Annotated in this window: 23 protein-coding genes; 16 read left to right on the plus strand and 7 right to left on the minus strand. The window is 55.1% G+C overall.

Annotated features, from left to right (window positions below; translation table 11 throughout):
- The 3 genes from B2R48_RS06925 to purH form a co-directional block, all read left to right on the plus strand.
- The coding region (locus tag B2R48_RS06925; protein WP_296999030.1) for a polysaccharide biosynthesis protein at positions 1-726 on the plus strand (726 nt) is incomplete at its 5' end.
- Positions 727-949: 223 nt separating this feature from the next.
- A complete protein-coding gene (gene hglS / locus B2R48_RS06930; RefSeq protein ID WP_296999032.1) occupies positions 950-2356 on the plus strand; it encodes a 2-oxoadipate dioxygenase/decarboxylase HglS in 1407 nt (468 codons plus the stop codon).
- A gap of 343 nt (positions 2357-2699) precedes the next feature.
- Entirely contained in the window at positions 2700-4277 is a 1578-nt protein-coding gene (gene purH, locus B2R48_RS06935; protein WP_296999033.1) for a bifunctional phosphoribosylaminoimidazolecarboxamide formyltransferase/IMP cyclohydrolase, read from the plus strand.
- 78 nt (positions 4278-4355) lie between these two features.
- Here purH and B2R48_RS06940 read toward each other — a convergent pair whose 3' ends face one another.
- Genes B2R48_RS06940 through hemC form a run of 4 tightly spaced genes read right to left on the minus strand, consistent with a single transcriptional unit; the run spans position 4356 to position 9075 of the window.
- Positions 4356-5807, minus strand: coding sequence for a heme biosynthesis protein HemY (locus B2R48_RS06940; protein WP_296999034.1), 1452 nt, complete (start codon positions 5805-5807; stop codon positions 4356-4358).
- On the minus strand, positions 5804-7330 hold the full coding sequence (locus B2R48_RS06945; RefSeq protein WP_296999036.1) for a mitofilin family membrane protein: 1527 nt from the start codon (positions 7328-7330) through the stop codon (positions 5804-5806). The genes B2R48_RS06940 and B2R48_RS06945 overlap by 4 nt, the downstream gene beginning before the upstream one ends.
- Before the next feature lie 57 nt (positions 7331-7387).
- Positions 7388-8107, minus strand: a complete 720-nt coding sequence (locus tag B2R48_RS06950; protein WP_296999038.1) for a uroporphyrinogen-III synthase — start codon at positions 8105-8107, stop codon at positions 7388-7390.
- Positions 8108-8130: 23 nt separating this feature from the next.
- Entirely contained in the window at positions 8131-9075 is a 945-nt protein-coding gene (hemC, locus tag B2R48_RS06955) for a hydroxymethylbilane synthase (RefSeq protein WP_296999040.1), read from the minus strand.
- A 290-nt stretch (positions 9076-9365) separates the two neighbouring features.
- On the opposite strand from hemC, the gene tsaD reads away from it, so the two are divergent.
- The 5 genes from tsaD to B2R48_RS06980 all read left to right on the plus strand — a co-directional run bounded on the left by tsaD (position 9366) and on the right by B2R48_RS06980 (position 12628).
- Positions 9366-10424: a tRNA (adenosine(37)-N6)-threonylcarbamoyltransferase complex transferase subunit TsaD gene (tsaD, locus tag B2R48_RS06960; RefSeq protein ID WP_296999042.1), complete on the plus strand. Its 1059-nt coding sequence runs from the start codon at positions 9366-9368 to the stop codon at positions 10422-10424.
- A gap of 69 nt (positions 10425-10493) precedes the next feature.
- Positions 10494-11498: an NAD(P)H-dependent glycerol-3-phosphate dehydrogenase gene (locus B2R48_RS06965; RefSeq protein ID WP_296999045.1), complete on the plus strand. Its 1005-nt coding sequence runs from the start codon at positions 10494-10496 to the stop codon at positions 11496-11498.
- 102 nt (positions 11499-11600) lie between these two features.
- A complete protein-coding gene (locus B2R48_RS06970) occupies positions 11601-11879 on the plus strand; it encodes a YciI family protein (protein WP_008888584.1) in 279 nt (92 codons plus the stop codon).
- Positions 11880-11882: 3 nt separating this feature from the next.
- Positions 11883-12296, plus strand: coding sequence for an EVE domain-containing protein (locus B2R48_RS06975; protein ID WP_296999047.1), 414 nt, complete (start codon positions 11883-11885; stop codon positions 12294-12296).
- Positions 12293-12628, plus strand: coding sequence for a Rieske (2Fe-2S) protein (locus tag B2R48_RS06980; RefSeq protein ID WP_296999050.1), 336 nt, complete (start codon positions 12293-12295; stop codon positions 12626-12628). The genes B2R48_RS06975 and B2R48_RS06980 overlap by 4 nt, the downstream gene beginning before the upstream one ends.
- A gap of 39 nt (positions 12629-12667) precedes the next feature.
- Here B2R48_RS06980 and B2R48_RS06985 read toward each other — a convergent pair whose 3' ends face one another.
- Positions 12668-13477: an alpha/beta hydrolase gene (locus B2R48_RS06985; RefSeq protein WP_296999052.1), complete on the minus strand. Its 810-nt coding sequence runs from the start codon at positions 13475-13477 to the stop codon at positions 12668-12670.
- Between the two features lie 57 nt (positions 13478-13534).
- On the opposite strand from B2R48_RS06985, the gene B2R48_RS06990 reads away from it, so the two are divergent.
- From B2R48_RS06990 to B2R48_RS07005, 4 genes are all read left to right on the plus strand, one after another.
- Entirely contained in the window at positions 13535-14749 is a 1215-nt protein-coding gene (locus B2R48_RS06990; RefSeq protein WP_062957338.1) for a glycosyltransferase family 4 protein, read from the plus strand.
- Positions 14746-15744: a glycosyltransferase family 9 protein gene (locus B2R48_RS06995; RefSeq protein WP_296999054.1), complete on the plus strand. Its 999-nt coding sequence runs from the start codon at positions 14746-14748 to the stop codon at positions 15742-15744. Before B2R48_RS06990 ends, B2R48_RS06995 begins: the two co-directional genes overlap by 4 nt.
- A gap of 229 nt (positions 15745-15973) precedes the next feature.
- A complete protein-coding gene (gene infC / locus B2R48_RS07000; protein ID WP_062956905.1) occupies positions 15974-16489 on the plus strand; it encodes a translation initiation factor IF-3 in 516 nt (171 codons plus the stop codon).
- 52 nt (positions 16490-16541) lie between these two features.
- Positions 16542-16946, plus strand: coding sequence for a response regulator (locus B2R48_RS07005; RefSeq protein ID WP_213475081.1), 405 nt, complete (start codon positions 16542-16544; stop codon positions 16944-16946).
- Between the two features lie 67 nt (positions 16947-17013).
- Here the strand turns inward: B2R48_RS07005 and B2R48_RS07010 are convergent, their stop codons facing one another.
- A complete protein-coding gene (locus tag B2R48_RS07010; protein ID WP_296999057.1) occupies positions 17014-17964 on the minus strand; it encodes an AEC family transporter in 951 nt (316 codons plus the stop codon).
- Positions 17965-18217: 253 nt separating this feature from the next.
- Here B2R48_RS07010 and rpmI point away from each other — a divergent pair, with 253 nt between their 5' ends.
- The 4 genes from rpmI to pheT all read left to right on the plus strand — a co-directional run bounded on the left by rpmI (position 18218) and on the right by pheT (position 22387).
- Entirely contained in the window at positions 18218-18415 is a 198-nt protein-coding gene (rpmI, locus tag B2R48_RS07015) for a 50S ribosomal protein L35 (RefSeq protein WP_008888575.1), read from the plus strand.
- Positions 18416-18432: 17 nt separating this feature from the next.
- A complete protein-coding gene (gene rplT / locus B2R48_RS07020; protein WP_008888574.1) occupies positions 18433-18789 on the plus strand; it encodes a 50S ribosomal protein L20 in 357 nt (118 codons plus the stop codon).
- 114 nt (positions 18790-18903) lie between these two features.
- Positions 18904-19974 (plus strand): phenylalanine--tRNA ligase subunit alpha, encoded by a 1071-nt coding sequence (gene pheS / locus B2R48_RS07025; RefSeq protein ID WP_296999058.1) that lies wholly within the window; start codon positions 18904-18906, stop codon positions 19972-19974.
- A gap of 4 nt (positions 19975-19978) precedes the next feature.
- Positions 19979-22387 carry a phenylalanine--tRNA ligase subunit beta gene (pheT, locus tag B2R48_RS07030; RefSeq protein WP_296999060.1) on the plus strand — a complete coding sequence of 803 codons (2409 nt, stop codon included), beginning with the start codon at positions 19979-19981 and terminating at the stop codon, positions 22385-22387.
- Positions 22388-22465: 78 nt separating this feature from the next.
- Here the strand turns inward: pheT and B2R48_RS07035 are convergent, their stop codons facing one another.
- Positions 22466-22939, minus strand: coding sequence for a hypothetical protein (locus tag B2R48_RS07035; protein WP_296999062.1), 474 nt, complete (start codon positions 22937-22939; stop codon positions 22466-22468).
- Positions 22940-23048: the final 109 nt, after the last annotated feature.

The raw sequence follows: 23048 nt of genomic DNA on the forward strand, positions 1-23048 counted from the left end.
GTCGGCACGATGGTTCTGATTTCAACCGACAAGGCGGTGAACCCGGCCAACGTCATGGGGGCATCAAAACGCCTGGCGGAATGTTATTGTCAGGCGCTGGAAACCTTGCCGCTTGACCAGCGTGGATCGACCCGGTTTGTGACTGTGCGCTTTGGCAATGTTCTGGGTTCTACCGGGTCTGTGGTGCCGTTGTTCAAGCGCCAGCTTGAGGCGGGTGGACCGCTAACTGTCACGCATGAAGGCATCACCCGGTACTTCATGACCATTGCCGAGGCGGTGGAGCTTGTTCTGCAATCTGCGGAACTCGGACGTCACGGGGTGACCGAAGGCGGCAAGATTTTCGTCCTTGATATGGGCCGCCCCGTGAAGATTGTTGATCTGGCGCGCCAAATGATCCTGCTGTCTGGCTTGCAGCCGGACAAGGATGTGGAAATCAAGGTGACCGGCTTGCGTCCGGGTGAGAAGCTTTATGAAGAGCTTTTCCATGACTCCGAACCACCTGTTCCGACCGAAACCGACGGGGTGCTTTTGGCGGCCCCGCGTGTTGTGGATTACAGCCTGATCAAGCAGGTTTTTGATGCACTTGAAGACAGTGCAACCAATCGCAACACGACAAAAACGCTGGAGCTGATCAGCCAGTTGGTGCCGGAATTCCAACCGCCGGAGATCGGTGTGAAGTCGATTTTTGCTGACAGGAATGACAGCGAAACCGAGACGGCCTCTTAGGGTTTCTTGTCGCTCCACTGGAAATCGACCCTGCTCGACCCATTTTCATTCTTCGTTTCAAAGATCTGCACGTTCATTCTTTGACGGAATGAATTCGTGCAAAATTGTCGTTTGTCATGCCCGAAAACGGGTCATATTTTGCCATCCTGATGATGAATGGGAATGACCCTGCCCGGCAAGGACATTCCATTGGTTCACTATGATCCCGTCTTTTGGAGGCCCCATGTCGACAGACGCCTTTGTCCATCCTGATGAAATCCGTTCGATGTTTTCAAGCGCGATGTCTGACATGTATCGCAGCGAAGTGCCGCAATACGGCACGCTGATGGAACTGGTTTCCGAGATCAATCAGAGCAAACTTGAAGCCGAACCCGAACTTTCTGACAGCCTTGCACATAACGGTGAGCTTGAGCGTATCGACCTTGAACGCCACGGTGCGATCCGGCTCGGTAAACCAGAAGAACTGTTTAACATGCGCCGCCTGTTTGCCGTTATGGGGATGCATCCGGTGGGCTATTATGATTTGTCCGTTGCTGGTGTGCCGGTGCATTCAACCGCATTTCGCCCGATTGACGAGGAAGCGCTTAAACGCAATCCGTTCCGTGTCTTTACGTCTCTTTTGCGTCTGGAGCTGATCGAAGACGAAGATCTGCGAAGCCAAGCCGAAGGCATTCTGGCACAGCGTGACATCTTCACCGCGGATGCCATTAAACTGATTTATCTGGCAGAGAAAAACGGCGGTCTGACCCGAACGCAGGCAGAAAAGTTCGTTGCCGAGGCACTGGAGACCTTCCGTTGGCATAGCGATGCGACCGTAACGCTTGAAACCTATCAGAAACTTCATGACGCCCATCGCCTGATTGCCGATGTGGTCTGCTTCAAGGGGCCGCATATCAACCACCTGACACCGCGCACCCTGGATATCGATACCGTGCAGCAAGAAATGCCCGAGCGTGGCATTACGCCAAAGGCAATTGTTGAAGGGCCACCTGCGCGGTCCTGTCCGATCCTGCTGCGCCAGACCAGCTTCAAGGCGCTTGAAGAACGGGTGAACTTTATCGGTGGTCGCCGTGATGAAACGGTCGGAACCCATACCGCACGTTTTGGCGAAATTGAACAGCGCGGCATTGCCCTGACCGCCGAGGGGCGCAAGCTTTATGATACGTTGCTGGCCGCGACTCGCCACGCTGTGCAAATCAATGCGGGCGGCTCCAACGCACGCGATTATGAAACCGAACTGGCCGAACGCTTTCGCGCCTTCCCGGATGACTATGAAACCCTGCGTGTCGAAAAACTGGCTTTCTTCCGCTACAGCCCGACCAAGGCAGGTTTGAACGCGGCCAAGAAAGAGGATCTGGCGGGGTCGATCAACGCATTGGTCGATCAGGGATATCTGCGTGCCGATCCAATCATCTACGAGGATTTCCTGCCGGTCAGTGCGGCCGGGATTTTCCAGTCCAATCTTGGCAGTGACGAGCAGAAAAACTACTCTGAACAATCGAACCAAGAGGTATTCGAAGACTGTCTCGGGGCACCGGTTGGTAATGAACTCGACCTGTATGCGGGGCTTGAGCAAGACTCGCTAAACACAGCGCTTGAAGCACTCGGTATACGCAAAAACGTAGCCTGACGGTTAGCTTGGTAATATCTGGGCCGGGTGGCCGTAATGCCACCGCCGCTTTGCGTTGCAGGTGGATTGGCGTCAACGCACCCGGAAAACCGCCATGCAAGAATTCGGGGTCCACATTTTGCGTCGCACATGCTAAAGCTCCGCGCGAAACATGGTTCGGACTCATTGATCATGTGTCGGCCCAGATCGGATGCATCTGTTTCCGATCCCGTTTAAAGGCCGGTTTGCCCGCACACTCTCATTTCGCATGCACGAGCAGCCATGCGCATTCCTGATTTTGTGGGCCGATATATCATCAATGGGTCCGCAACCTTCATCACATTGATGCATGAAAGCGAACCCAATGACTGCTCGTATTGCGCGCGCGCTTATTTCCGTTTCCGACAAGACCGGTCTGGTCGAATTTGCCAAATCCCTCCACGCACAGGGTGTTGAAATCCTCTCAACCGGCGGCTCTGCCAAGGCGATTGAAGCCGCTGGCGTGCCAGTCAAGGAAGTTGCCGATCACACCGGTTTTCCCGAAATCATGGACGGTCGCGTCAAGACTCTTCATCCGAAGATTCACGGCGGCCTTCTGGGCCGCCGTTCTCTTTCCAGCCATATGCAGGCGATGGAAGATAACGACATTTCCCCGATCGATCTGGTTTGTGTGAACCTTTATCCGTTCGAGGAAACCGTTGCAAAGGGTGCCGATTTCGACACCTGTATCGAAAATATCGATATCGGCGGGCCAAGCATGATCCGCTCTGCGGCCAAGAACCATGAGTCGGTAACAGTGGTTGTTGATCCGTCCGATTATGACCGCGTCGTTGCCGAGATGAATGACAATGGTGGTGCCACCACCGCTGAAACCCGCCGTGTTCTGGCGGCAAAGGCCTTTGCCCGCACAGGTGCTTATGACTCGGCGATTTCAAGCTGGTTTGCCGGTGAACTTGGTGAAACCTTCCCGCAGCGTTTGAATGTTTCGAGCGAACTGAAACAGACGCTGCGTTACGGTGAAAACCCGCATCAGCAGGCTGCGTTCTATACCAACGGCAAGAACCGTCCCGGTGTGGCCACCGCGACCCAGCTGCAGGGCAAGGAACTGTCGTTTAATAATCTGAACGACACCGACGCCGCGTTCGAGCTGGTGTCCGAGTTCGATGAAAAGCCGGCAGTCGCGATCATCAAACACGCCAATCCATGTGGCGTTGCCGAAGGTGAAAGCCTGATTGAAGCCTATCACAAGGCGCTGTCTTGTGATCCGGTATCGGCGTTTGGTGGCATCATCGCTGTCAACCGTACGCTTGATAAACAAACAGCCGAAGAAATCGCCAAACTGTTTGCCGAAGTCGTCATCTGTCCGGATGCCGATGACGCCGCCAAGGAAGTTCTGGCTGCGAAGAAAAACCTGCGTCTTCTGGTTACTGGTGGTATGGCCGATCCGGCAGGCGAAGACATGACGCTGCGTTCGCTGGCGGGTGGTTACCTGCTTCAGAACCGTGATGCCGGTCGCGTCAAACGCGAGGAACTGAAAGTTGTGACCAAGCGCAAGCCGTCCGAGGCAGAGCTTGATGATCTTCTGTTTGCTTTCCGCGTTGGCAAGCACGTCAAATCAAATGCCATTGTCTATGTCAAAGACGGCAAGACTGTTGGTATCGGTGCTGGTCAGATGAGCCGTGTTGACAGCTCGCGCATTGCGGCATGGAAAGCGGAAGAAGCTGGCAAGAATGCCGGCGAGAGCGATCTGCGCACGCAGGGATCAGTGGTATCGTCAGACGCGTTCTTCCCGTTTGCCGATGGTCTTTTGGCCGCGGTCAAGGCGGGTGCGACCGCAGTGATCCAGCCCGGTGGTTCCATGCGTGACGAAGAAGTCATCGCCGCAGCTGATGAAAATGACATCGCCATGGTCTTTACCGGCATGCGTCATTTCCGCCACTAGGCGCTTCGGACCTTAAAAGCAAAACCCCGCAAGGATGTGCCTTGCGGGGTTTTTTGTTGGTTGGATCAGAACGGAAAATCAGGCCTTAACGGTTGCCTTGCCGTCTTTGGCGCCGTCGTTTGTCGGACCGACTTTGGCTTTGTCCGTTTCTGTATCCTGATCAATAACGACGCCGGTTTGTGCAATCGCAGATGGTTTTGCGGTGTCCGGTTTTGCGGTTTCCTTGGTGGCCTCGTCCTGATGAACGCGAAGCGGTGCCCGCCATTCAACGCTGCCAAACGAATGGCAGGACGGGCAGGAAACAACCCAGCGGTCAGTTTCAGCGCCGCAGGCCCCGCAACGCCAATCCGGATCAGGATTGGCATGGCTTGCCTTGATCAGCAATTCACGCGCCTTCGCACCGTCCTGATTTTCACGCAACTCAAGATCGGCCAGAAGGCGGTAATGACGCGCTTCGGCCTTTGTTGCCATGGCCTTTTCAATATTGCTGCGTGCAATGCCCCAAAGATCTGCTTCAAGGGCAGCTTCGGCCAGGACGATCTGGCTTTCAACATGACCGGGGTTGTTGGCAACCAGCTTTTCAACTGATTTGACCTGTGCCAACGGATCACCCGTCAGGGATTCTCGGAAAATAGCCCCCAGCGCCGCGGACGGGGTGGTGCGCCAGCTTTGCATCACGACATCGCGCGCCTTGCTATCCTGTTTCAGATCACGATAAAGCCCGGCCAGAAGCACGGCAGCGCCGGTGAAGTCGCCCGCAGAGTTGAGCGCTTTGCGCAGAAGCTTGATGGCCTCGGCATTTTCACCGGCGGCGATGGCGTCTTCTGCCTTTGCCGTGATCAGAAGGGCGCGGCGATGGGTGAGTTCTTCCTCGCTAAAGACGGATGCTTTCTGCGCATCAACCAACAGGCTAAGCGCCCTGTCCCAGCGTTTGGAGGTCAGCAGCAAGTCAAACAGTGTCACTATGACAGCCGGATTGCGTGGACGCAGCCGGTGTGCCCGTTCAGCATAATCAAGCGCAGAGTCGCGATCATCGGCTTTCAGGGAAAGCTGTAACAGACCACGAAGCCCAAAGAACGCAGAGTCGGGCTTCTCGAGCATCGCCTCAAACTGACGCTTGGCGGCATCATTATTGCCATCAAGCTCTGCAGCTTGTGCGGTCAAAAGCCGGGTCAGTGTGTCATCCTCAAGATAACGGTCCACAGCCCTTGTATGGCGGAGTGCCTGACGCACATCACCTGATGCCAGTTCCAGCAACCCCATGGTCAGGGCCTGCTGGCCTTTCTTGCGGCGTCGGCTGCCCAGCAGGCGGCCGAGCCAGCCCGGCGAATTGGCGATAATGGTCCAGCCACGCCACAACAAGACCAGAACGGCCGTCAGCGCCAACAAGCCAAGCGCAACCATGCCGATTGACCCGTCAAAGCGATATCCCAGCCAGACAATTGTCATGCGGCCCGGATTATCGGCAAACCAGACGGTGCAGAAAACCAGTGCAGCGGTGATCAGGATAAAGATCAGAAGGCGGATCATTGGCTACCCTCCGGACCGGTACTGGTCAGAATGCTGATTGCATGTGAGCTCAGTGTGGCAATCGCGTCATTCAGGGTCTGGCGATTTTCGGCAGCCTGAAGCCAGTTACTGACGGCGGCGGCAGCATGATCGCCTTCGATCCCTTGAAGGGCCTCAACGGCCGCATCAAGGTCATCCTGTGCCAGGGCGTTCTCTGCCAGAACCAAGCGACCTTCAAGCGACTCCTCGCCCGCTGCATCCACACGCCGGATCGGAACCAGCTTCTTGATGTTCGCCCAGGTCGCATCAAGGACACTTCCAGAATGATCATCGGTGGCAGCCGCGACGGCTTCCTGTGCCATCGCCGGGAAGGACTGACGCAGTTTTTCAAGGGTCGGTGCGCCCTGTTCGGCCAATGGTTTCAGGGTTGCGATCTGTTGCGCAATGACTTCGTCGTCGCCGGCACTGCGTTCAAGCTGGTTCAACGCAATCACAAATGGTCCGCCCCGCTGAAGGGCATCACGCAGGATGGTCACGGCCATGGCAATTGCCTGACCGCGGCTTTCAACCCGCAGGCCGCTGGTCGCGCGGATTTCTTCTTCCATGGTCGACAGGCGCGCAGACAGTTCGCGCATTTCATTGGCGACACCGGCCAGTTCGCTCTCGACCCGTGCCAGTTCCTCGATCGGGGCGGTACGGGTTTCGATTTCTGCCATGCGGCGTGCAACCGTGTTGTTCAGCGTATCGCCACGTTCGTTATTCAGGCGTTCACGAAGCGCATCAATCGTACCTTCCAGACGCGACAGGCGTTCGGTCAGATCGGGATCAATTACAACAGCCCCATCCGGGATGGGGGCGGTATTTGCTGTTGATGCACTGTTTTCACCCGCGCTTGGCAGCATGTCTTCGGTTGCAAGTGCGCCATCATCCTTCTCGGCCATTCCGGCATCTTCGCTGGGGTCTGGAAGAGTTCCACCCTCCGAAGAGCTGGTATCAGCCTGGGTGTTTGTAACGGCAACTTCGGTGCCGGACGTTACATCCGGGCCAACGCCCTCTGGCGCGATTTCAGCAAGAATTTCGCCAGGAATATACTGTGCCAGAACCGGTTCGGCATCGCGCCACCAGATGGCACGCGTCAGCCAACCAGCAGCCAAGGCGCCGACAATGATGATCACGAAAAGGAACAGAGCTTTTCCACCGCCGCCGCTTTTGCTTTTGGGTGCGGTGCCTGGCTTGGGCGAGGCGGCCTTTGCCCCATCTGCGGGTTTGGTGTTTTTGGAGTCGGGTTTCGAGGTGCCGCCTGTCGGTGCACCAGCATTGTCCGTGGTTTTGCCCGCAGCACTGTTGTCTTTGGTCGTGCCGGTTGCACCAGCCTTGCCCGTTCCGGCGTTTGGCACGCTGGACTTTGGTGCAGACCCTGTCTCGGCCTTTTTGCTGGTCGAGTTCGCATTGCCCTTGCTATCAACGGAAATGGTTTCGGACGATTCTTTTTTATCGGCCGAATTTGCGGAAGCATTGGTTTTTGGCGTTTCTGGTGTTTTCACGATCAGACCATTGCAGTTTGCGGTTATTCCCTAAACGGCGTCAGGCGCTGGAAGCCATCACGACAGGGACCCTAGCTCGGAAAGAAGGTATTCTTGTGTCGGTTGTGATGCAACGCGCGTTCTATGCCATGTAAGGTCGGATATCTTCGATTGCACCGCCGGACTCAGGCAAATTGCGCTCGTTTCTGACAAGTCTCTCTCCAGCTTATAGCTGCGCACAAGCTTAACAAAGGTTTCCGCAGTGCGGGGAGAGAAAAATAAAATAGCATCAATATGATGGTTGCGCAGGGCTTCGAGGACGTGTTGCGGAAGCGTGCTGCTTTCACGCGCCTCGTAAACGGTTTGACGGTCTATCTGATAGCTGTCAGCCAAAAGCATTTGACCAAGATCACCAGCTGTCTTGCGCGCCGCCGGATGGAACAATGACCCGCGCCGGGGATCAACCATTTTGCGAATCAATTCGGCCAGATCATGAATGTCTCCATTGGCCGAATGAACATCACCAAAGCCAAATGCACGGCATGTACGCGCCGTGGCGTCACCAACACAATATGCCGGAAGGGACCGGTCATCGGTCAGCTTGACAAAGGCCCGTACACCGTTTGCGGATGTAAAGATCACGGCTTGATAGACAGTCATATCAAGCGGCTGAACCGGTGCGGGGAACGCAATATTCAGCATTGGCGCAGACAGGTGGCGGAAGCCGCGCTCGTCAAGCGCGGCCAAAAGATCGGCAGAGTCGGTATCGGGCCGGGTATTCAGTACCAAGGGTCCCATCTGCGTCCCTGTCTGTTGCCAAATCAGGCGGAAATGAAATCTGGACCGCCACGCTGTTTAAGTTCTTCACCGGCATCTGTGCCCGCCGCACTTGCTGTTTCCAAATCCGGTTTGGCAATCATGCGTTCGGTATCAAGACGTTCGCTGCCATCAGGACGTACGATCGATACACGCAGCCGCAGGCTGCCATCGTCCTGAAATTCGGCCAGTGCAGCAATCGGGGTGCGGCATGATCCATCAAGTGCCTTAAGGGCTGCGCGTTCGGCTGCCACACGAATGGCAGAAGTTTCGCAATGAAGCACGGCAAGCCATTCTTTGCTCTGCGTATCGCTTTCGCGAATGGTAATCCCGATTGCACCTTGTGCAACAGCGGGGAGCATTTCGTCTTCGGATATCGGGGCGGTGGCGATGTCGGGCTGTCCGAGACGATTCAGGCCAGCCATTGCCAGAAGCGTTGCATCAACTTGTTCTTCGCTGAGTTTGCGCAAACGGGTCTGCACATTCCCGCGGAAGGTGATGACCTTGAGGTCAGGAAACTTGTTCAAGATCATGGCTTGGCGACGAAGGGATGCCGATCCGATTACGGACCCGGCAGGCATTTCCGCAAAGCTTTTGTATTTCAGCGAAATAAACGCATCGCGGACATCTTCGCGTGGTAGAATAGTCGGCAGGATCATGCCGTCCGGCAGAACCGTTGGGACATCCTTCATGCTGTGGACAGCAAGGTCGATCTCACCGCCCAGAAGTGCGTCATCGATTTCCTTGGTGAACAGTCCTTTGCCACCGATTTCAGACAGGGCACGGTCAAGAATCTTGTCGCCGGTGGTGGTGATCACAGTTATGGCGATTGCGCCTTCCTCGGCAAGTTCCGGGTGGGCGCTTGCCAGTTTGTCACGGACCTCATGCGCCTGCGCCAGAGCGAGGGGCGAACCACGGGTACCAATGCGAAGTTTTGCTGTATCTGTCATGGGTGAAGTCTTAGTCTTAAAACTGTTTAAAAACAAGGTCTGCGGGCAGGGTTCTGCCCCTGTTAAGAGGTGTGGATTTTTGGTGATTGTAACGGCTCGAATTTGTGCGGCATTGATTTAAGTCGCGGGTCAAAAACTTCGTGCCCTTCGCGAAACGCGATAACTGCATATGGCAGTTGCGTCGCACAGGGGTGGAAAGCACGGAAAGTTTCGGCTACATCATCGCCACGCCTATCATTGGATTCCGATTGCCGCAAATGGCGGCAGAGCTGGCTAAACGGATCAGGATCATGATCGTTCTGGGTATCGAAACAAGCTGTGACGAAACGGCCGCTGCTGTTGTGAATGACAAGCGCGAAATTCTGGCAAACCGTGTTTTGTCCCAGCTTGATGACCATCGCCCTTATGGCGGGGTTGTGCCTGAAATCGCAGCGCGCGCCCATCTTGAACATCTTGACCGTCTTGTGGCTGAGGCCATGGACGATGCCGGTGTGGATTTAGACGATCTTGACGCCGTTGCCTGCACGGGTGGTCCGGGACTGATCGGTGGTGTGATGGTGGGTACGATGACCGCCAAGGCGATTGCCTTTGCCGCCCAAAAGCCGTTTCTTGCTGTCAATCACCTTGAAGGTCACGCATTGACCGTGCGCCTTACCGATGATGTCGCTTTTCCCTATCTGCTTTTATTGGTGTCAGGTGGGCATTGTCAGGTTCTGATTGTCGAGGGTGTCGGCAAATACAAGCGCATCGGAACCACCATTGATGACGCGGTCGGTGAGGCTTTTGACAAAACGGCCAAGATGATGGGCCTTGGTTATCCCGGTGGCCCGGCGCTTGAAAAGATTGCGGCCAAGGGCGACCCGAACCGGTTTGGACTGCCGCGCCCGTTACGTGGGCGTCCGGGCTGTGATTTTTCCTTCTCGGGGCTCAAGACCGCCGTTCGGACTTATCTGGACGGCTTCCCGGTCGAACAGCAGACGGAAGAAGTCAAAGCCGACCTTGCCGCATCCTTCCAGCGTGCGGTGGGTGATACCCTGATTGACCGGGCGCGCAATGCGGTGTTTGAATTCATGCGCGATTATCCGGGTGGCAAAACGCTGGTGCTTGCTGGCGGGGTTGCAGCGAATAAATATCTGCGCACCCGTTTGGTGGAGCTGACCGATCAGGCGGGTATGGAACTGGTTGCGCCACCGCTTAATCTTTGCACCGATAACGCAGCCATGATTGCATGGGCCGGGCTGGAACGTTTCCGCCTTGGGGAACGCGATGATCTTGATTTCAAACCGCGCCCGCGTTGGCCGCTCGATCCCGAAGCACCCAAACGTCCCGGTGCCGGGGTAAAGGCGTAAGGCCAAACTGACCTCGTTTGACATATTTTCCGATCCTTAAGACAACTTCACTTTTGCCGGATACAGATCATGAAAAAGCGCATTACAGTTGTGGGTGGCGGTGCCTGGGGGACGGCCCTGGCTGTGCAGGCTGTTCGGGCCGGTGAAGATGTTGAACTGATCTTGCGTAACGAAGATCTGGCGGACCAAATCAACACCAATGGTGAAAATGATCTTTATCTTCCCGGGATCGAATTGCCCCGTGCACTGCGTGCAACCACCCACTATGAAGGATTGCGCGACTCTGATGCGGTTTTGCTGGTTACCCCCGCGCAGCATTTGCGCGAAACCCTGACCAAACTGTCCTCGCACTGGCCAGATACGCTTCCGGCAGTGATTTGCAGCAAGGGCATTGAAAAGGAAACTGGCGCACTGATGGCGCAGGTGGTTTCGGAAACCCTTGGCAATGTGCCGGTCGCGGTTTTGTCCGGGCCGACATTCGCACAGGAAGTTGCGGTCGGCCTCCCCGCTGCGATCACGCTGGCCTGTGAGGATCGCGTGCTTGGCAAGCAGTTGGTCGAGTTGATCGGGACGCCGGAGTTTCGACCCTATTTCAGCACGGATGTCGCCGGTGTTGAAGTCGCAGGTGCGATCAAGAACGTGCTGGCGATTGCCAGTGGTGTGGTGGCTGGCTTGAAACTGGGTGATAACGCGCGGGCTGCATTGATCACCCGTGGCATTGCCGAAATGTCGCGTCTGGCCGGTGCCATGGGCGGTCGGGTTGAAACCATGATGGGCCTGGCTGGTCTTGGTGATTTGACGCTGACCTGTACCGGGACACTTTCACGCAATTACACCTTTGGCGTCGCGCTGGGCGAAGGTCGCAAGGCACAGGACATTCTGGCCGAGCGCCGGTCGGTGACTGAAGGCGTGCATACCGCGGCATCGATCACAGCTGTTGCCAGCAAATATGGTGTGGAAATGCCGATCTGTGCGGCAGTTGATCAGGTTGCCAATCATGATGCCGATCTCCGCAGTACGATTAACGCCCTGTTGCAACGTCCTTTCCGTGACGAACTTGAAAACGCCCACTAGATCCTGTCATCACGGTTTTGTGCGGCTTTCTTCGACTTGAGAATACGCGGGGCTTCTGTCAATTTAGGGGTATTGTTCCCATGAAAAAGCAGGAAACCGTTCATGCATTTCTATATTCGTTGCGTTGACAAGCCCGGCCATCTTGATGTGCGCAAGGCCAATCGCGAAGACCATCTGGCCTATATCAAGGGCGGTTTTGCGGATCGTATTGTTGCTGCGGGCCCGACTCTCGATCCTGATATGGAAGGTATGAATGGCTCCGTCTTTATCATCGAGTTTGATGCCATCGAAGACGCCCGCGAATTTGCAGCCAATGATCCTTATGCCAAGGCTGGCCTGTTCGAATCCGTTGTCATCCGCCCGTTCAAGAAGGTCTTCTGAGCCATGGCATATTGGCTGGTCAAAACCGAACCGGGAAGCTGGTCGTGGGACGATCAGGTCAAGAAGGGTGTGGAAGGCTGGGATGGTGTGCGGAACTATCAGGCGGCCAAGAACCTGCGTGCGATGAAAATCGGCGACAAGGCGTTCTTTTATCATTCGGTGAACGAGAAACGCATTGTCGGGATTGTCGAGGTGGTCCGCGAATACTACCCTGATCCGACCGATGAAAAGGGCAAGTTTGTTCAGGTTGATTTCGAAACGGTCAAGCCGCTGAAAACACCAGTGAGTCTTGCTGATATCAAAGCTGATCCGCGCTTTGCCGATCTTGCCTTGCTCAAGCAATCGCGTCTGTCGGTCATGCCAATTGATGACGCGTCCTGGGCTGCGATTTGCGAGATGGGCGGGGTCAAACCATGAGCGACCTTCCTGCAGCGGGAACGGTCCTTTGCGCGCTTGGCGATCTTGATGCCACGGGTGCAAAGGGTCTTAATCTTGGCGGCACAGGCATTTTTGTCGTGCGCAGTGGTGACGACGTCTTTGGCTATATCAACAGCTGCCCGCATATTGGTGTGCCGCTGGATATGGAACCGGACGAATTCATCAGTGACTTTGGTGATGAAATCATCTGTTCGACCCATGGTGCACGTTTTCGGATCGAGGATGGCGAATGCGTTTCCGGTCCGTGCGCTGGTGACATGCTTGAACCGGTTGCGGTGAAAATAAAGGACGATCAGATCATTCTGGCCTGATCGTCTATTTCCACATCGAATTTATGCAAAGACGGCGCGTTATCGCGCTGTCTTTGCGATCACCTCATCAATATGTTTTGTGATTACATCAAGCTGATCGGGCTCTGACAGGCGATGATCCCCGGTCTTGATCAAATCTACCCGAACGTCTTCAGTTGCCAGTGCCTCGGTCAGGCGGAGTGCTGTCTGCCAGGGCACATCCGGGTCCTGCATGCCCTGAACCAGCCGGACCGGGCATGGGAGATCTATCGGCTTGCGCAGCAAAAGCTGGCTGCGGCCATCCTCAATCAGATCTTTGGTAATCGTGTAGGGATCATCACCATATTCGGTCGGTTCAATCAGCGCGCCTTCATCCATGATTGTCTTTTTCTGATCTTCACTGAACTGCGCCCACATCAGATCTTCTGTAAAGTCGGGTGCGGCGGCGATGCCGACAAGTCCGGCGACACGTTCCTTGCGTGCAAGGGCTGCCAAAAGCATGATCCAGCCACCCATCGAGGAGCCGACAAGAATCTGCGGCCCTGCGGTGATTTCATCAAGAACAGCAACTGCATCACTGGCCCATTTGCCGATTGTGCCATCTGCAAATTTGCCCGACGATTGTCCGTGACCGGAATAGTCAAAGCGGGTATAAGCCACTCCCTGCCGAGTGCAGTGCGCCTCAAGATGAGTGGCCTTGGTTCCTGTCATGTCTGACATGAAACCACCAAGAAACATCACGCCAGGTGCATTTGGCGTCTCTGGGCTAGATTGCTTGCCCGGCACGTGATGGTATGCGATTTTTGATCCATCTGGCCGGTTGAGAAATTTCGGCTTTTGGGGCTGTGGCGTCGGCAGATCATGTGTCATCCGAGGCAATTGTCCTTGGGTGTTGGTGGTTGGAGTTGCATGAGCGCGTCAGAAGTAATGACAGATACAGTCTATCGATCAGAGCCCCAAGCGCAAGGTGGGGACTACCGACCTGCCGTTATTTTACAGGTACTTCCTGAACTGGATGCCGGTGGTGTCGAGCGTGGTACTGTCGATATTGCGCGTGCTATTGTCGATGGTGGTGGCAAGGCGCTCGTTGCATCACAAGGTGGTCGACTGGAACGCGAACTTTCTCGCTTTGGGGCGCAACACATCACCCTTCCGTTGAAATCAAAGAATATTTTGACCATGCGCAAGAATATTGATGCGCTCGTCAAACTAATCCGTGAAGAGGGTGTCGATATCATTCACGCCCGGTCGCGTGCGCCGGCCTGGAGTGCCTATTTTGCGGCGCGCAAGACGGGTATCCCGTTTGTGACGACCTTCCACGGGACCTACTCCGGATACACCAACCCGTTCAAGCGACGCTATAATGCGATCATGACCATGGGTGATCAGGTGATCGCGATCTCCAAGCACATCGCAAATCACATCAACAAATACTACAAGGTTGAACCAGATCGCCTGAATATCGTGCCGCGCGGTACCAACGTGGACCTGTTCAATCCGGAAAATGTAAGTCAGGAGCGCCTGATTGCACTTTCCAACCAGTGGCGTCTCGATGGCGAAGAATATGTCATCATGCTTCCGGGGCGTATCACCCGTTGGAAGGGGCATGGTTTCCTGATCCGTGCGTTACCGGCGGTTCTTAAGGAGCTCGGTCATCGCAAGGTTCGATGCCTGATTGTCGGCTCTGATCAGGGCCGTACCGGGTATCGTGAGGAAATTCTCCAGATCACACGCAAGCTGGGTTTGGAAGATGTGGTTCATATCGTTGATCACTGCAACGATATGCCGGCAGCCTATATGCTGGCGGATGTTGTTGCATGCCCATCTACCGAACCAGAAGCTTTTGGTCGTATTCCTTCTGAAGCGCAGGCCATGGGGCGCCCGGTTGTGTCAACCGCACATGGTGGGGCGATGGAGACGGTTCTCCCTGGCGAGACCGGCTGGTTGGTGAGTCCGAACGAGGTTGATCAGCTCTCACGTGCGCTCATTCAGGTCTTGAATTTGACGCCGGAAAAACGGGCAAAACTCGCAACCAAGGGACGTAATCACGTGATTGCGGAGTTCTCATTAGAGCAAATGGCCGAACGTACGCTCAATGTCTACGCCAAGGCACTCAAACGGGTGACCAGGAACGCTGCATGATTGATAAGCAAACGGAGAATGTCGCCACAGAATCCCAAGGTTCTGACACGCGTGAGCGCATTCTGGTCATAAAGCTGTCGGCACTGGGCGATGTTGTTCTTGCGATGGGGCCGTTTGCTGCCATTCGTGCCGCCCATCCTGATTCACATATTACTGTCCTTACCACAAAGCCTTATGTCGATCTGATGAAGGCGAGTGGATTTTTCGATTCAATTGCCATAGACCGCCGCCCGAAGCTCACCCAAGTGCGTGAAGTTCTGGCTCTCCGGCGTTTCCTCAAGAATGGCCGATTTGATCGGGTCTATGATCTTCAAACGTCAGACCGGACAGGGTTCTATTTCAAGCTTTTCTGGCCTGGGCCGAAGCCGGAATGGTCCGGCATTGCCAGAGGATGTTCACATCCTCATGCCAACCCGGCGCGCGACACCATGCACACCATTGATCGTGTGGCCGAACAGCTTGCAGATGCAGGTATCAAGGAAGTTCCAGCCCCGTTTCTTTCCGGGCCGGACATTGATCTGGAGCGTTTTGGTGTTAGAAGCCCGTTTGTCCTGATTTGTCCGGGCGGAGCACCGCATCGCCCCGCGAAACGTTGGCCAGCCGAGCGCTTCGGATTACTGGCCAAGAAATTGGCAGATTACCGATTGACTCCAGTTCTGATTGGCACAGCAAGCGAAGCGGATGTCCTGAACCGGATTGACCAGATGTGCCCAAAGGCCCGAAATCTCATGGGGCGGACAGCGTTTCTTGATATTGCGTCGCTTGCCGCGCGCTCGGTTCTGGCAATTGGCAATGACACGGGGCCGATGCATATTGCTGCGGCGGCCGGTGCACCGTCAGTCGTTCTGTTTTCGCGCGAGTCTGATCCAAAACTCAGTGCGCCACGCGGTCATGGTCCAAATGCCGTCAGTATCGTGCGTGAAAACGATCTGCGCCAACTCACAGTGAATCGGGTGATGGACGTCATTCGCGAACGCCTTGATCTGGTGGACTAGGATTTTGGACATTTCCCCAATTTGTTAGTCCCGAACAAAGGCGCGGAAAATAGGGCTTTGAGGTGACTGGAATTGCCTAAAAACATTGCTTTCTGAACGCACGTGGATATGCTAGGTGAGGTCTCAAGGAAAACACCTCGTAAGTTCCGGGTGTGCTTTCCTGTTTCTGTTTCTGACCGATTTGTTTGATGACCATAGGAGATTATCCATAGCACGACCACGCAAACCGATGCAGCCGACCAAGGAAGGTCCGCGCGTCAATGAGGATATCAAAGCCCGTTCCATCTGTGTTGTTGACGCTGAAGGCAATATGTCCGACCCGATAACGGTGCGTGAAGGCATTGAAATGGCAGCCGAAGTGGGGCTCGACCTTGTCGAAGTCGCTCCCAATGCCGAGCCGCCAGTGTGCAAGCTGATTGATTACGGCAAGTTCAAATACGAACAAAGCAAGAAGCAGAACGAGGCCAAAAAGAAACAGAAGGTTATCGAGGTCAAGGAGATCAAACTCCGTCCAAACATCGATATCCACGACTACAACGTCAAACTGCGTGCCGCGCAGAAGTTTCTTGGCGGTGGAGACAAGGTGAAAGTCACGTTGCGTTTCCGCGGACGTGAGATGGCTCACCAGGACCTTGGTCTTGGCATGCTCCAGCGCTTTTCGGGGGATCTTGAAGAACTCGCAAAGCCGGAAATGATGCCAAAGATGGAAGGCCGTGTTATGATTATGGTACTGGCGCCGCGTTAAGACGCGGCGTTTTGCCTTTTTACCCTGAGGTTCAAGCCAAAGAGGGAATGCCATGCCAGCTGGAAATGATCTGCTGATCGTTGGTGTCGATGATGACCCCAAGAGCTTGGTTCTTCTGAAACGAATCGTTGAAAGCGGCGGTTTCACGTTTCAGGGCGTTTCCTCTGGCAAGGACCTTCTCAAGCTTCTCAAGACAAAACGTCCGCGCATCATCCTGATGGATATCATGATGCCCGACATGAACGGGTTTGAGACGGCAATTAATGTTCGCACCCATTTTCCCGACCTTGCCTGTGCCATCATCTATGTCACTGCCCGGCAGGGCGAGGAAGACTTGCGCGGTGGTGTTGCGGCAGGTGGGAACGATTTTGTCCTTAAGCCGATCAATCGTGAAAAGCTCATGAGCCGAGTCGAGAAGTGGATCGGCCGGGCGCATACAATCAAGACCGCCATTTGATCTGCTGCCTGTTGCGGCGTCCTGTTTATCGATCATTTATTTCTGCCGAGAGCTGCTGCGCCAGAACCTAGGGTCCAAGCCAGCCAACAATCGTGTCGATATAGACCGAAAAGGCCGAAAAGCTGATCACACCAAGAGCGGTCGTTACCAGCACGATGGAAGAACTGCGTACGACATAGCGGTCATAGGTCGTGGCAATGACAAAGATATTTCCCGCAGTCGGAAGGGCAGCCAGCAACAAGACGGCTGTTGTTTCAAGCACGCTGGCAGAACCTGCAACCCAGAACCCGATAAACACCGCGATGGGATGAATGATCAGCTTGGCCATGGACATTGTGGCAAGTTCGGCGCGCTTCTCGGCAATTGGTCGCCCGACCAGTGCAACGCCGATGGCAAACAGCGCCGCCGGGCCAGCACTCTGCCCAAGAAGGTCGAGCAGGTAATCAATTCCGTCAGGCCAATCAAGATCAAGCAAGCTTGCCGCGACACCAAAGGAAATCGCCAGCACCACGGGGTTGGTAAAAGTGCCACGGATGATCTTGCCCGCCGGATTGCTGCCCTTGGAATGTTTTGCGCCTTCCAGAAGCAAAAGCGACAGCGGCAGCATGACAATCAAATCGACTGCAAGGGCGACAATTAGTGGCACTGTGGCTTCGGGGCCGAGCAGGCCGATGATCAGTGGGAGTCCCATAAAGCCGACATTGCCCATGGTCCCGGCAAACGAAAACAGCGTCTGGCTTGATGGATCAAGGTGAAACACCCTGGCTGCGATAATGCGGCTCGCACCATATACCACGAGAGTTGCGCCACCATAGATGAGTATGATGTCTGGTTGCCAGATTTCCGAAGGACTTCGGGTCGCCAGTGCCTTGAACAGAAGGGCAGGCAAAGCAAAATAAAAAACGAAGCCGTTTATGCCCCGCATGCCATCAGGTGAGACAATTCTGAACTTGCCGCCGACCCAGCCAAGGCCGATCAGGGCGAAAAATGGTAAAATAATTGATGTGATTTGCGACATTTGTTCGATCAGATGGCGAAAGGCAACAAGGTGTATCGGGCAGCATATAGAAGTACTTGGGCACAATGGCGGCTTAATCCCCGAAAAAGCAAGGGGAAAGGGCTGAATTGGCCCTTGAAAAAGGTAAAGTCGGAGTCTATAACCACCCGTCCCCAAAACAGGTGGTGAGGCTGGAAGGTTTGTATTTGACCTTCAGGGCATGCCCAGCCGCCGTAGGGGATTTCGTTTTCATTGCTTTTGCAAGGATAGAAAAATGCCCAAGATGAAGACCAAAGCGAGCGCGAAAAAACGCTTTCGCCTGACCGCCAGCGGAAAAGTCCGTCACAACGTGGCAAACAAGCGCCACCTTCTGACTGCGAAACCGACCAAGATGAAGCGCCAGGCACGTGGCACGGAGATTCTCTGTGACGCAGATGCCCGCATCGTCAAAAAATTCCTGCCGTACGGTTAAGGTTGAAGGAGAGTTAAATGGCTCGTGTAAAAGGGGGCGTGTCTTCACACGCTCGTCACCGCAAGGTTATTAAGGCTGCCAAGGGTTACCGCGGTCGCCGCAACAATACTTTCCGCACCGCCGTTCAGGCTGTGGAAAAAGGTCTGCAGTATGCATACCGCGATCGTCGCGTTAAGAAACGCCAGTTCCGCTCGCTCTGGATCCAGCGTATCAACGCTGGCGCACGTGAGAACGGTCTGAGCTATTCGCAGTTCATGAATGGCCTGAAAAAGGCTGGTGTTGAACTGGACCGTAAGGTTCTTGCCGACATCGCAGTGCGTGAGCCGGAAGCTTTCAAAGCTCTGGTCACCCAGGCGCAGGCTGCACTGGACTGATAAACCTTTGTAAAAAGGTTTCATCGGCACTTGCCTGATTTGATCAGGGGCGGCCATATTGGCCGTCCCTTTTCTTTTTGTGATTTTTAAACCCAAGCCAAAGCGTCGGAAGTTATGGAAAACATCGAAGCATTGCGCGAAGAGGTTCTGGCGGAAGTCGAAAAGGCAGCGGATCTGACCGCGCTTGAAGACGTCCGCATCAGCGCCCTTGGCAAGAAAGGCCGCATTACCGGCCTGATGAAAAACCTTGGCAAGATGGACCCGGACCAGCGTCGTGAATTTGGTCAGACGCTGAACGCCGTCAAGGACCAGGTTGCTGGCGCAATTGAAACCCGCAAAACCGCCCTTGAAGATGCCGCCCTTGAGGCACGTCTGTCGGGTGAGCGGATCGACGTCACCCTGTCTTCGCGCCCGGATGAAACCGCGGGCCGTATTCACCCGATCAGCCAGACGATTGACGAAATCGTCTCGATCTTTGGCGAGATGGGCTTTGCCCTGGCCGAAGGCCCGGATGTTGAAGACGACTTCCATAACTTCACCGCGCTGAACATTCCGCCGGAACATCCCGCGCGTGAAATGCAGGACACTTTCTATCTGCCCGAACAGGAAGATGGATCGCGCCTCGTGCTGCGGACCCACACCTCGCCGGTGCAGATCCGGACCATGCAGTCCAAAACCCCGCCGATCCGCATCATTGCGCCGGGCCGCACCTATCGCTCTGACAGCGATATGACCCACACGCCAATGTTCCATCAGGTCGAAGGCCTGGTCATCGACAAGAAAACCCACATGGGTCATCTCAAGGGTTGCCTGCTTGAGTTCGTCAAAACCTATTTCGAACTTGATGACGTGCCGGTTCGCTATCGTCCAAGCTTCTTCCCCTTCACCGAGCCGAGTGCCGAAATGGATATCGGCTGCTCGCGCAAGGGTGGGGAGCTCAAGATTGGTGAAGGCGATGACTGGCTGGAAATTCTTGGCTGCGGCATGGTTCATCCGCGTGTTCTGACTGCCTGTGGTCTTGACCCCGAAGAATATCAGGGCTTTGCCTTTGGTATGGGGATCGAACGTATCGCGATGCTGAAATACGGTATTCCCGATCTTCGCACCTTCTTCGATACCGATCTGCGCTGGCTGAAACATTATGGTTTCGTGCCGCTGGATGTACCGAACATGGTAAGGGGCTGAGGATATGAAATTCACACTGAATTGGCTGAAGCAGCACCTTGATACCGATGCATCGATCGAGGTGATCGCCGAAAAACTGACCGATATCGGTCTTGAGATCGAAGATGTCACCGACCGCGCGGCAGCCCTTGCCGACATTCGTGTCGCCCACATTGAAGAAGCCGGACAACATCCGGATGCTGACCGCCTGAAACTGTGCCGGGTTAATACCGGTGAAAAGGTTATTCAGGTCGTTTGTGGTGCCCCGAATGCGCGTACCGGCATCAAGGTTGCCCTGGCACAGCCGGGCGCGATCATTCCGATTGATGGTTCCAAACTGAAGCCGGGCAAGATCCGTGGTGTCGAAAGTCAGGGCATGATGTGCTCTACCCGTGAGCTTTGCCTTGGTGAAGATCATGACGGCATTATCGAACTGCCCGAAGATGCTGAAATCGGCGCTCCGGTTGCCGGCGTGCTTGGTGCGGATGACCCGATCATTGAAATCGGGCTTACACCAAACCGCCCGGACTGCACCGGTGTGCGCGGGATTGCGCGTGATCTGGCGGCTGCGGGCATCGGAACGCTTAAGGCCGATCCGCGCCAAGAGCCGGTCACTGGTGCGTTTGACAGCCCGATTGGTGTTACGATCAGCAGCGAGATCGCGGCAAACAACGCGGTTCCGGCATTCTATGGCCGTTACATCCGTGGTGTAAAAAACGCCGAAAGCCCGGATTGGCTCAAAGCCCGTCTGGAAGCCATCGGTCTGCGTCCGATCTCTGCACTGGTGGATATCACCAACTTGGTCACCCACGATCTGGGCCGTCCGCTGCACGTGTTTGATGCCGACAAACTGTCGGGTGACATCAATGTGCGCTACGCGACCAATGGTGAAAAGATCGCAGCCCTTGATAACAAGGAATACGAACTTTCCGATTCCATGGTGGTGATTGCCGATCAGGCCAAGGCACTTGGCATCGGGGGGATCATCGGTGGCGAAGAAACCGGCTGCCTTGAAGAAACCACCAATGTGTTTGTCGAATGTGCGCTGTTTGATCCGATCAGCATTGCCAAGACAGGCCGTAAACTTCAGGTCAATTCTGATGCCCGTTACCGTTTCGAACGTGGTGTTGACCTGCAATCAATTGCTTGGGGCATGGAAGTTGCCACCCATCTGATTACGGAAATCTGCGGCGGGGAAGTCTCGCACGTCGTTAAGGCTGGCGAAGTGCCCAACCCGCGCAATTCCTTTGATCTGCGCATCGATCGTATTCTTGAGCTCGGCGGTGTCGCTGTCGAGGCCGATCGCGCCATCGATATTCTGAAATCGCTTGGTTTCGAAGTCAGTGGTTCGGCACCGGTGATTACCGCTGTCGCACCGACCTGGCGACCGGACATCATTGGCGAAGCCGATCTGGTCGAGGAAGTCCTGCGTATTGTCGGTTACGACAAAATCCCGACCGTGCCGCTTGAGCGTGAAAGCAGCCTGCCGGTTCCGGCCCTGTCACCGATGCAAAAGCGTGTTGGTTTGACCCGTCGTGTACTGGCATCGCGTGGTCTTTATGAAACCGTGACCTGGTCCTTTACGGATTCGCGCTGGGCCAAGCTTTTTGGCGAGCTCAAAGAAGGGCTGTATCTGGCAAACCCGATCAGTTCCGATCTGGATATCATGCGCCCGAATGCCCTGATCAACATGATCGCGGCCACTGGCCGGAATCAGGCGCGCGGGTTCTCCGACCTTGCCCTGTTCGAAGTTGGTCCGGAATTCTTTGGCGATCAGCCCGGTGATCAGCGTCTGGTCGCTGCCGGTCTGCGTGCAGGTGCCACCACCGAGCGCAGCTGGACGGGTTCGCGTCGCGATGTTGATGTCTTTGACGTCAAGGCAGATGCCGAAGCCCTGATCGAAGCACTGGGTACCAATGCAGCCAATGTTCAGGTCAATACCGACGGTGCGCCGGAATGGTATCATCCGGGCCGCTCGGCGGCGCTGCAGCTGGGCCCGAAGAATGTCCTTGGTTACTTCGGTGAACTGCATCCGAAGGTGCTCAAGGCACTGGGTGTTAAAGGCCGCGTTGTGGCGTTTGAACTGTTTGTTGAAAACGTACCCATGCCCAAGAAAAAGGGCACGGCCCGTCCGGCGCTCAAGGCATCAAGCTTCCAGTCGGTTGAGCGTGATTTTGCCTTCCTGCTTGATGAGAGCGTGAAGGCAGAGGCAATCATCAAGGCTGCCAAGGGTGCTGATCGCAATCTGATCACGGATGTGACGATCTTCGATCTTTATGCTGGCAAGGGTATTGAGGATGGCAAGAAGTCACTCGCCTTCTCGATCACGCTGCAGCCAACCAAGGCGACCCTGACCGAAGAAGAAATCGAAGCGGTCTGTAAAAAGGTTGTCGACGCGGTTGAGAAAGCCACGGGTGGATCTCTGCGCGCCTAATCTTTCAACAAAGATACTCATAAAAACGGGCTGCTCCAATTTGGGCAGCCCGTTTTGTTTGTCAGGTATCGGTCAAATTTACCGACCGGGGCGTTTGCGTAATATGGCGTATTCGTCTTCGTCCAGATCCAGCGCGATCAGATCCGGCCCATTGGTAAAGATATGCCATTCCATATCGGTTTCATCGCATTCGATGGTCAGCTGATCGACCATGCTGTTCCATTCGCAGCGTTCCCGATCATCATCGGCCTCCAGTCGGCCGGTGCCATTGTCATAGAGATGCATGACCAAAAGCTGTTCGTCCTCGTCAATTGAATAGACGGCATATGTTTCGTTTGCAAAACGGTAATTGATTTCTGCGCCATCCAGACGCCGCCAACCACGCGGAAGTGGTTCACCCGGTTCGTGTTCGGCAAAGTAATAAGCCAGTGTCTGCATGTGGCTGTCATTCATGGTGCGCATGTCCGACCCACACGCGCTGAGCGCCAAAAGGCCCAGTATCGCCAGAACGGGCTTAAATGCAGAGTGGGACAGGATCATGGTCTTGAACATTAAACGCTCCATAACAGGCACAGGGCAGCTTTTACCTGTCTGCCCGTCTCATGCTGAATATGAAGCAAGATACTTGCCATCCGGGCCCGGCAAGAACGGTGCAGGGTCG

Source organism: Thalassospira sp. UBA848 (genome assembly GCF_002295455.1).
Classification (GTDB): domain Bacteria; phylum Pseudomonadota; class Alphaproteobacteria; order Rhodospirillales; family Thalassospiraceae; genus Thalassospira.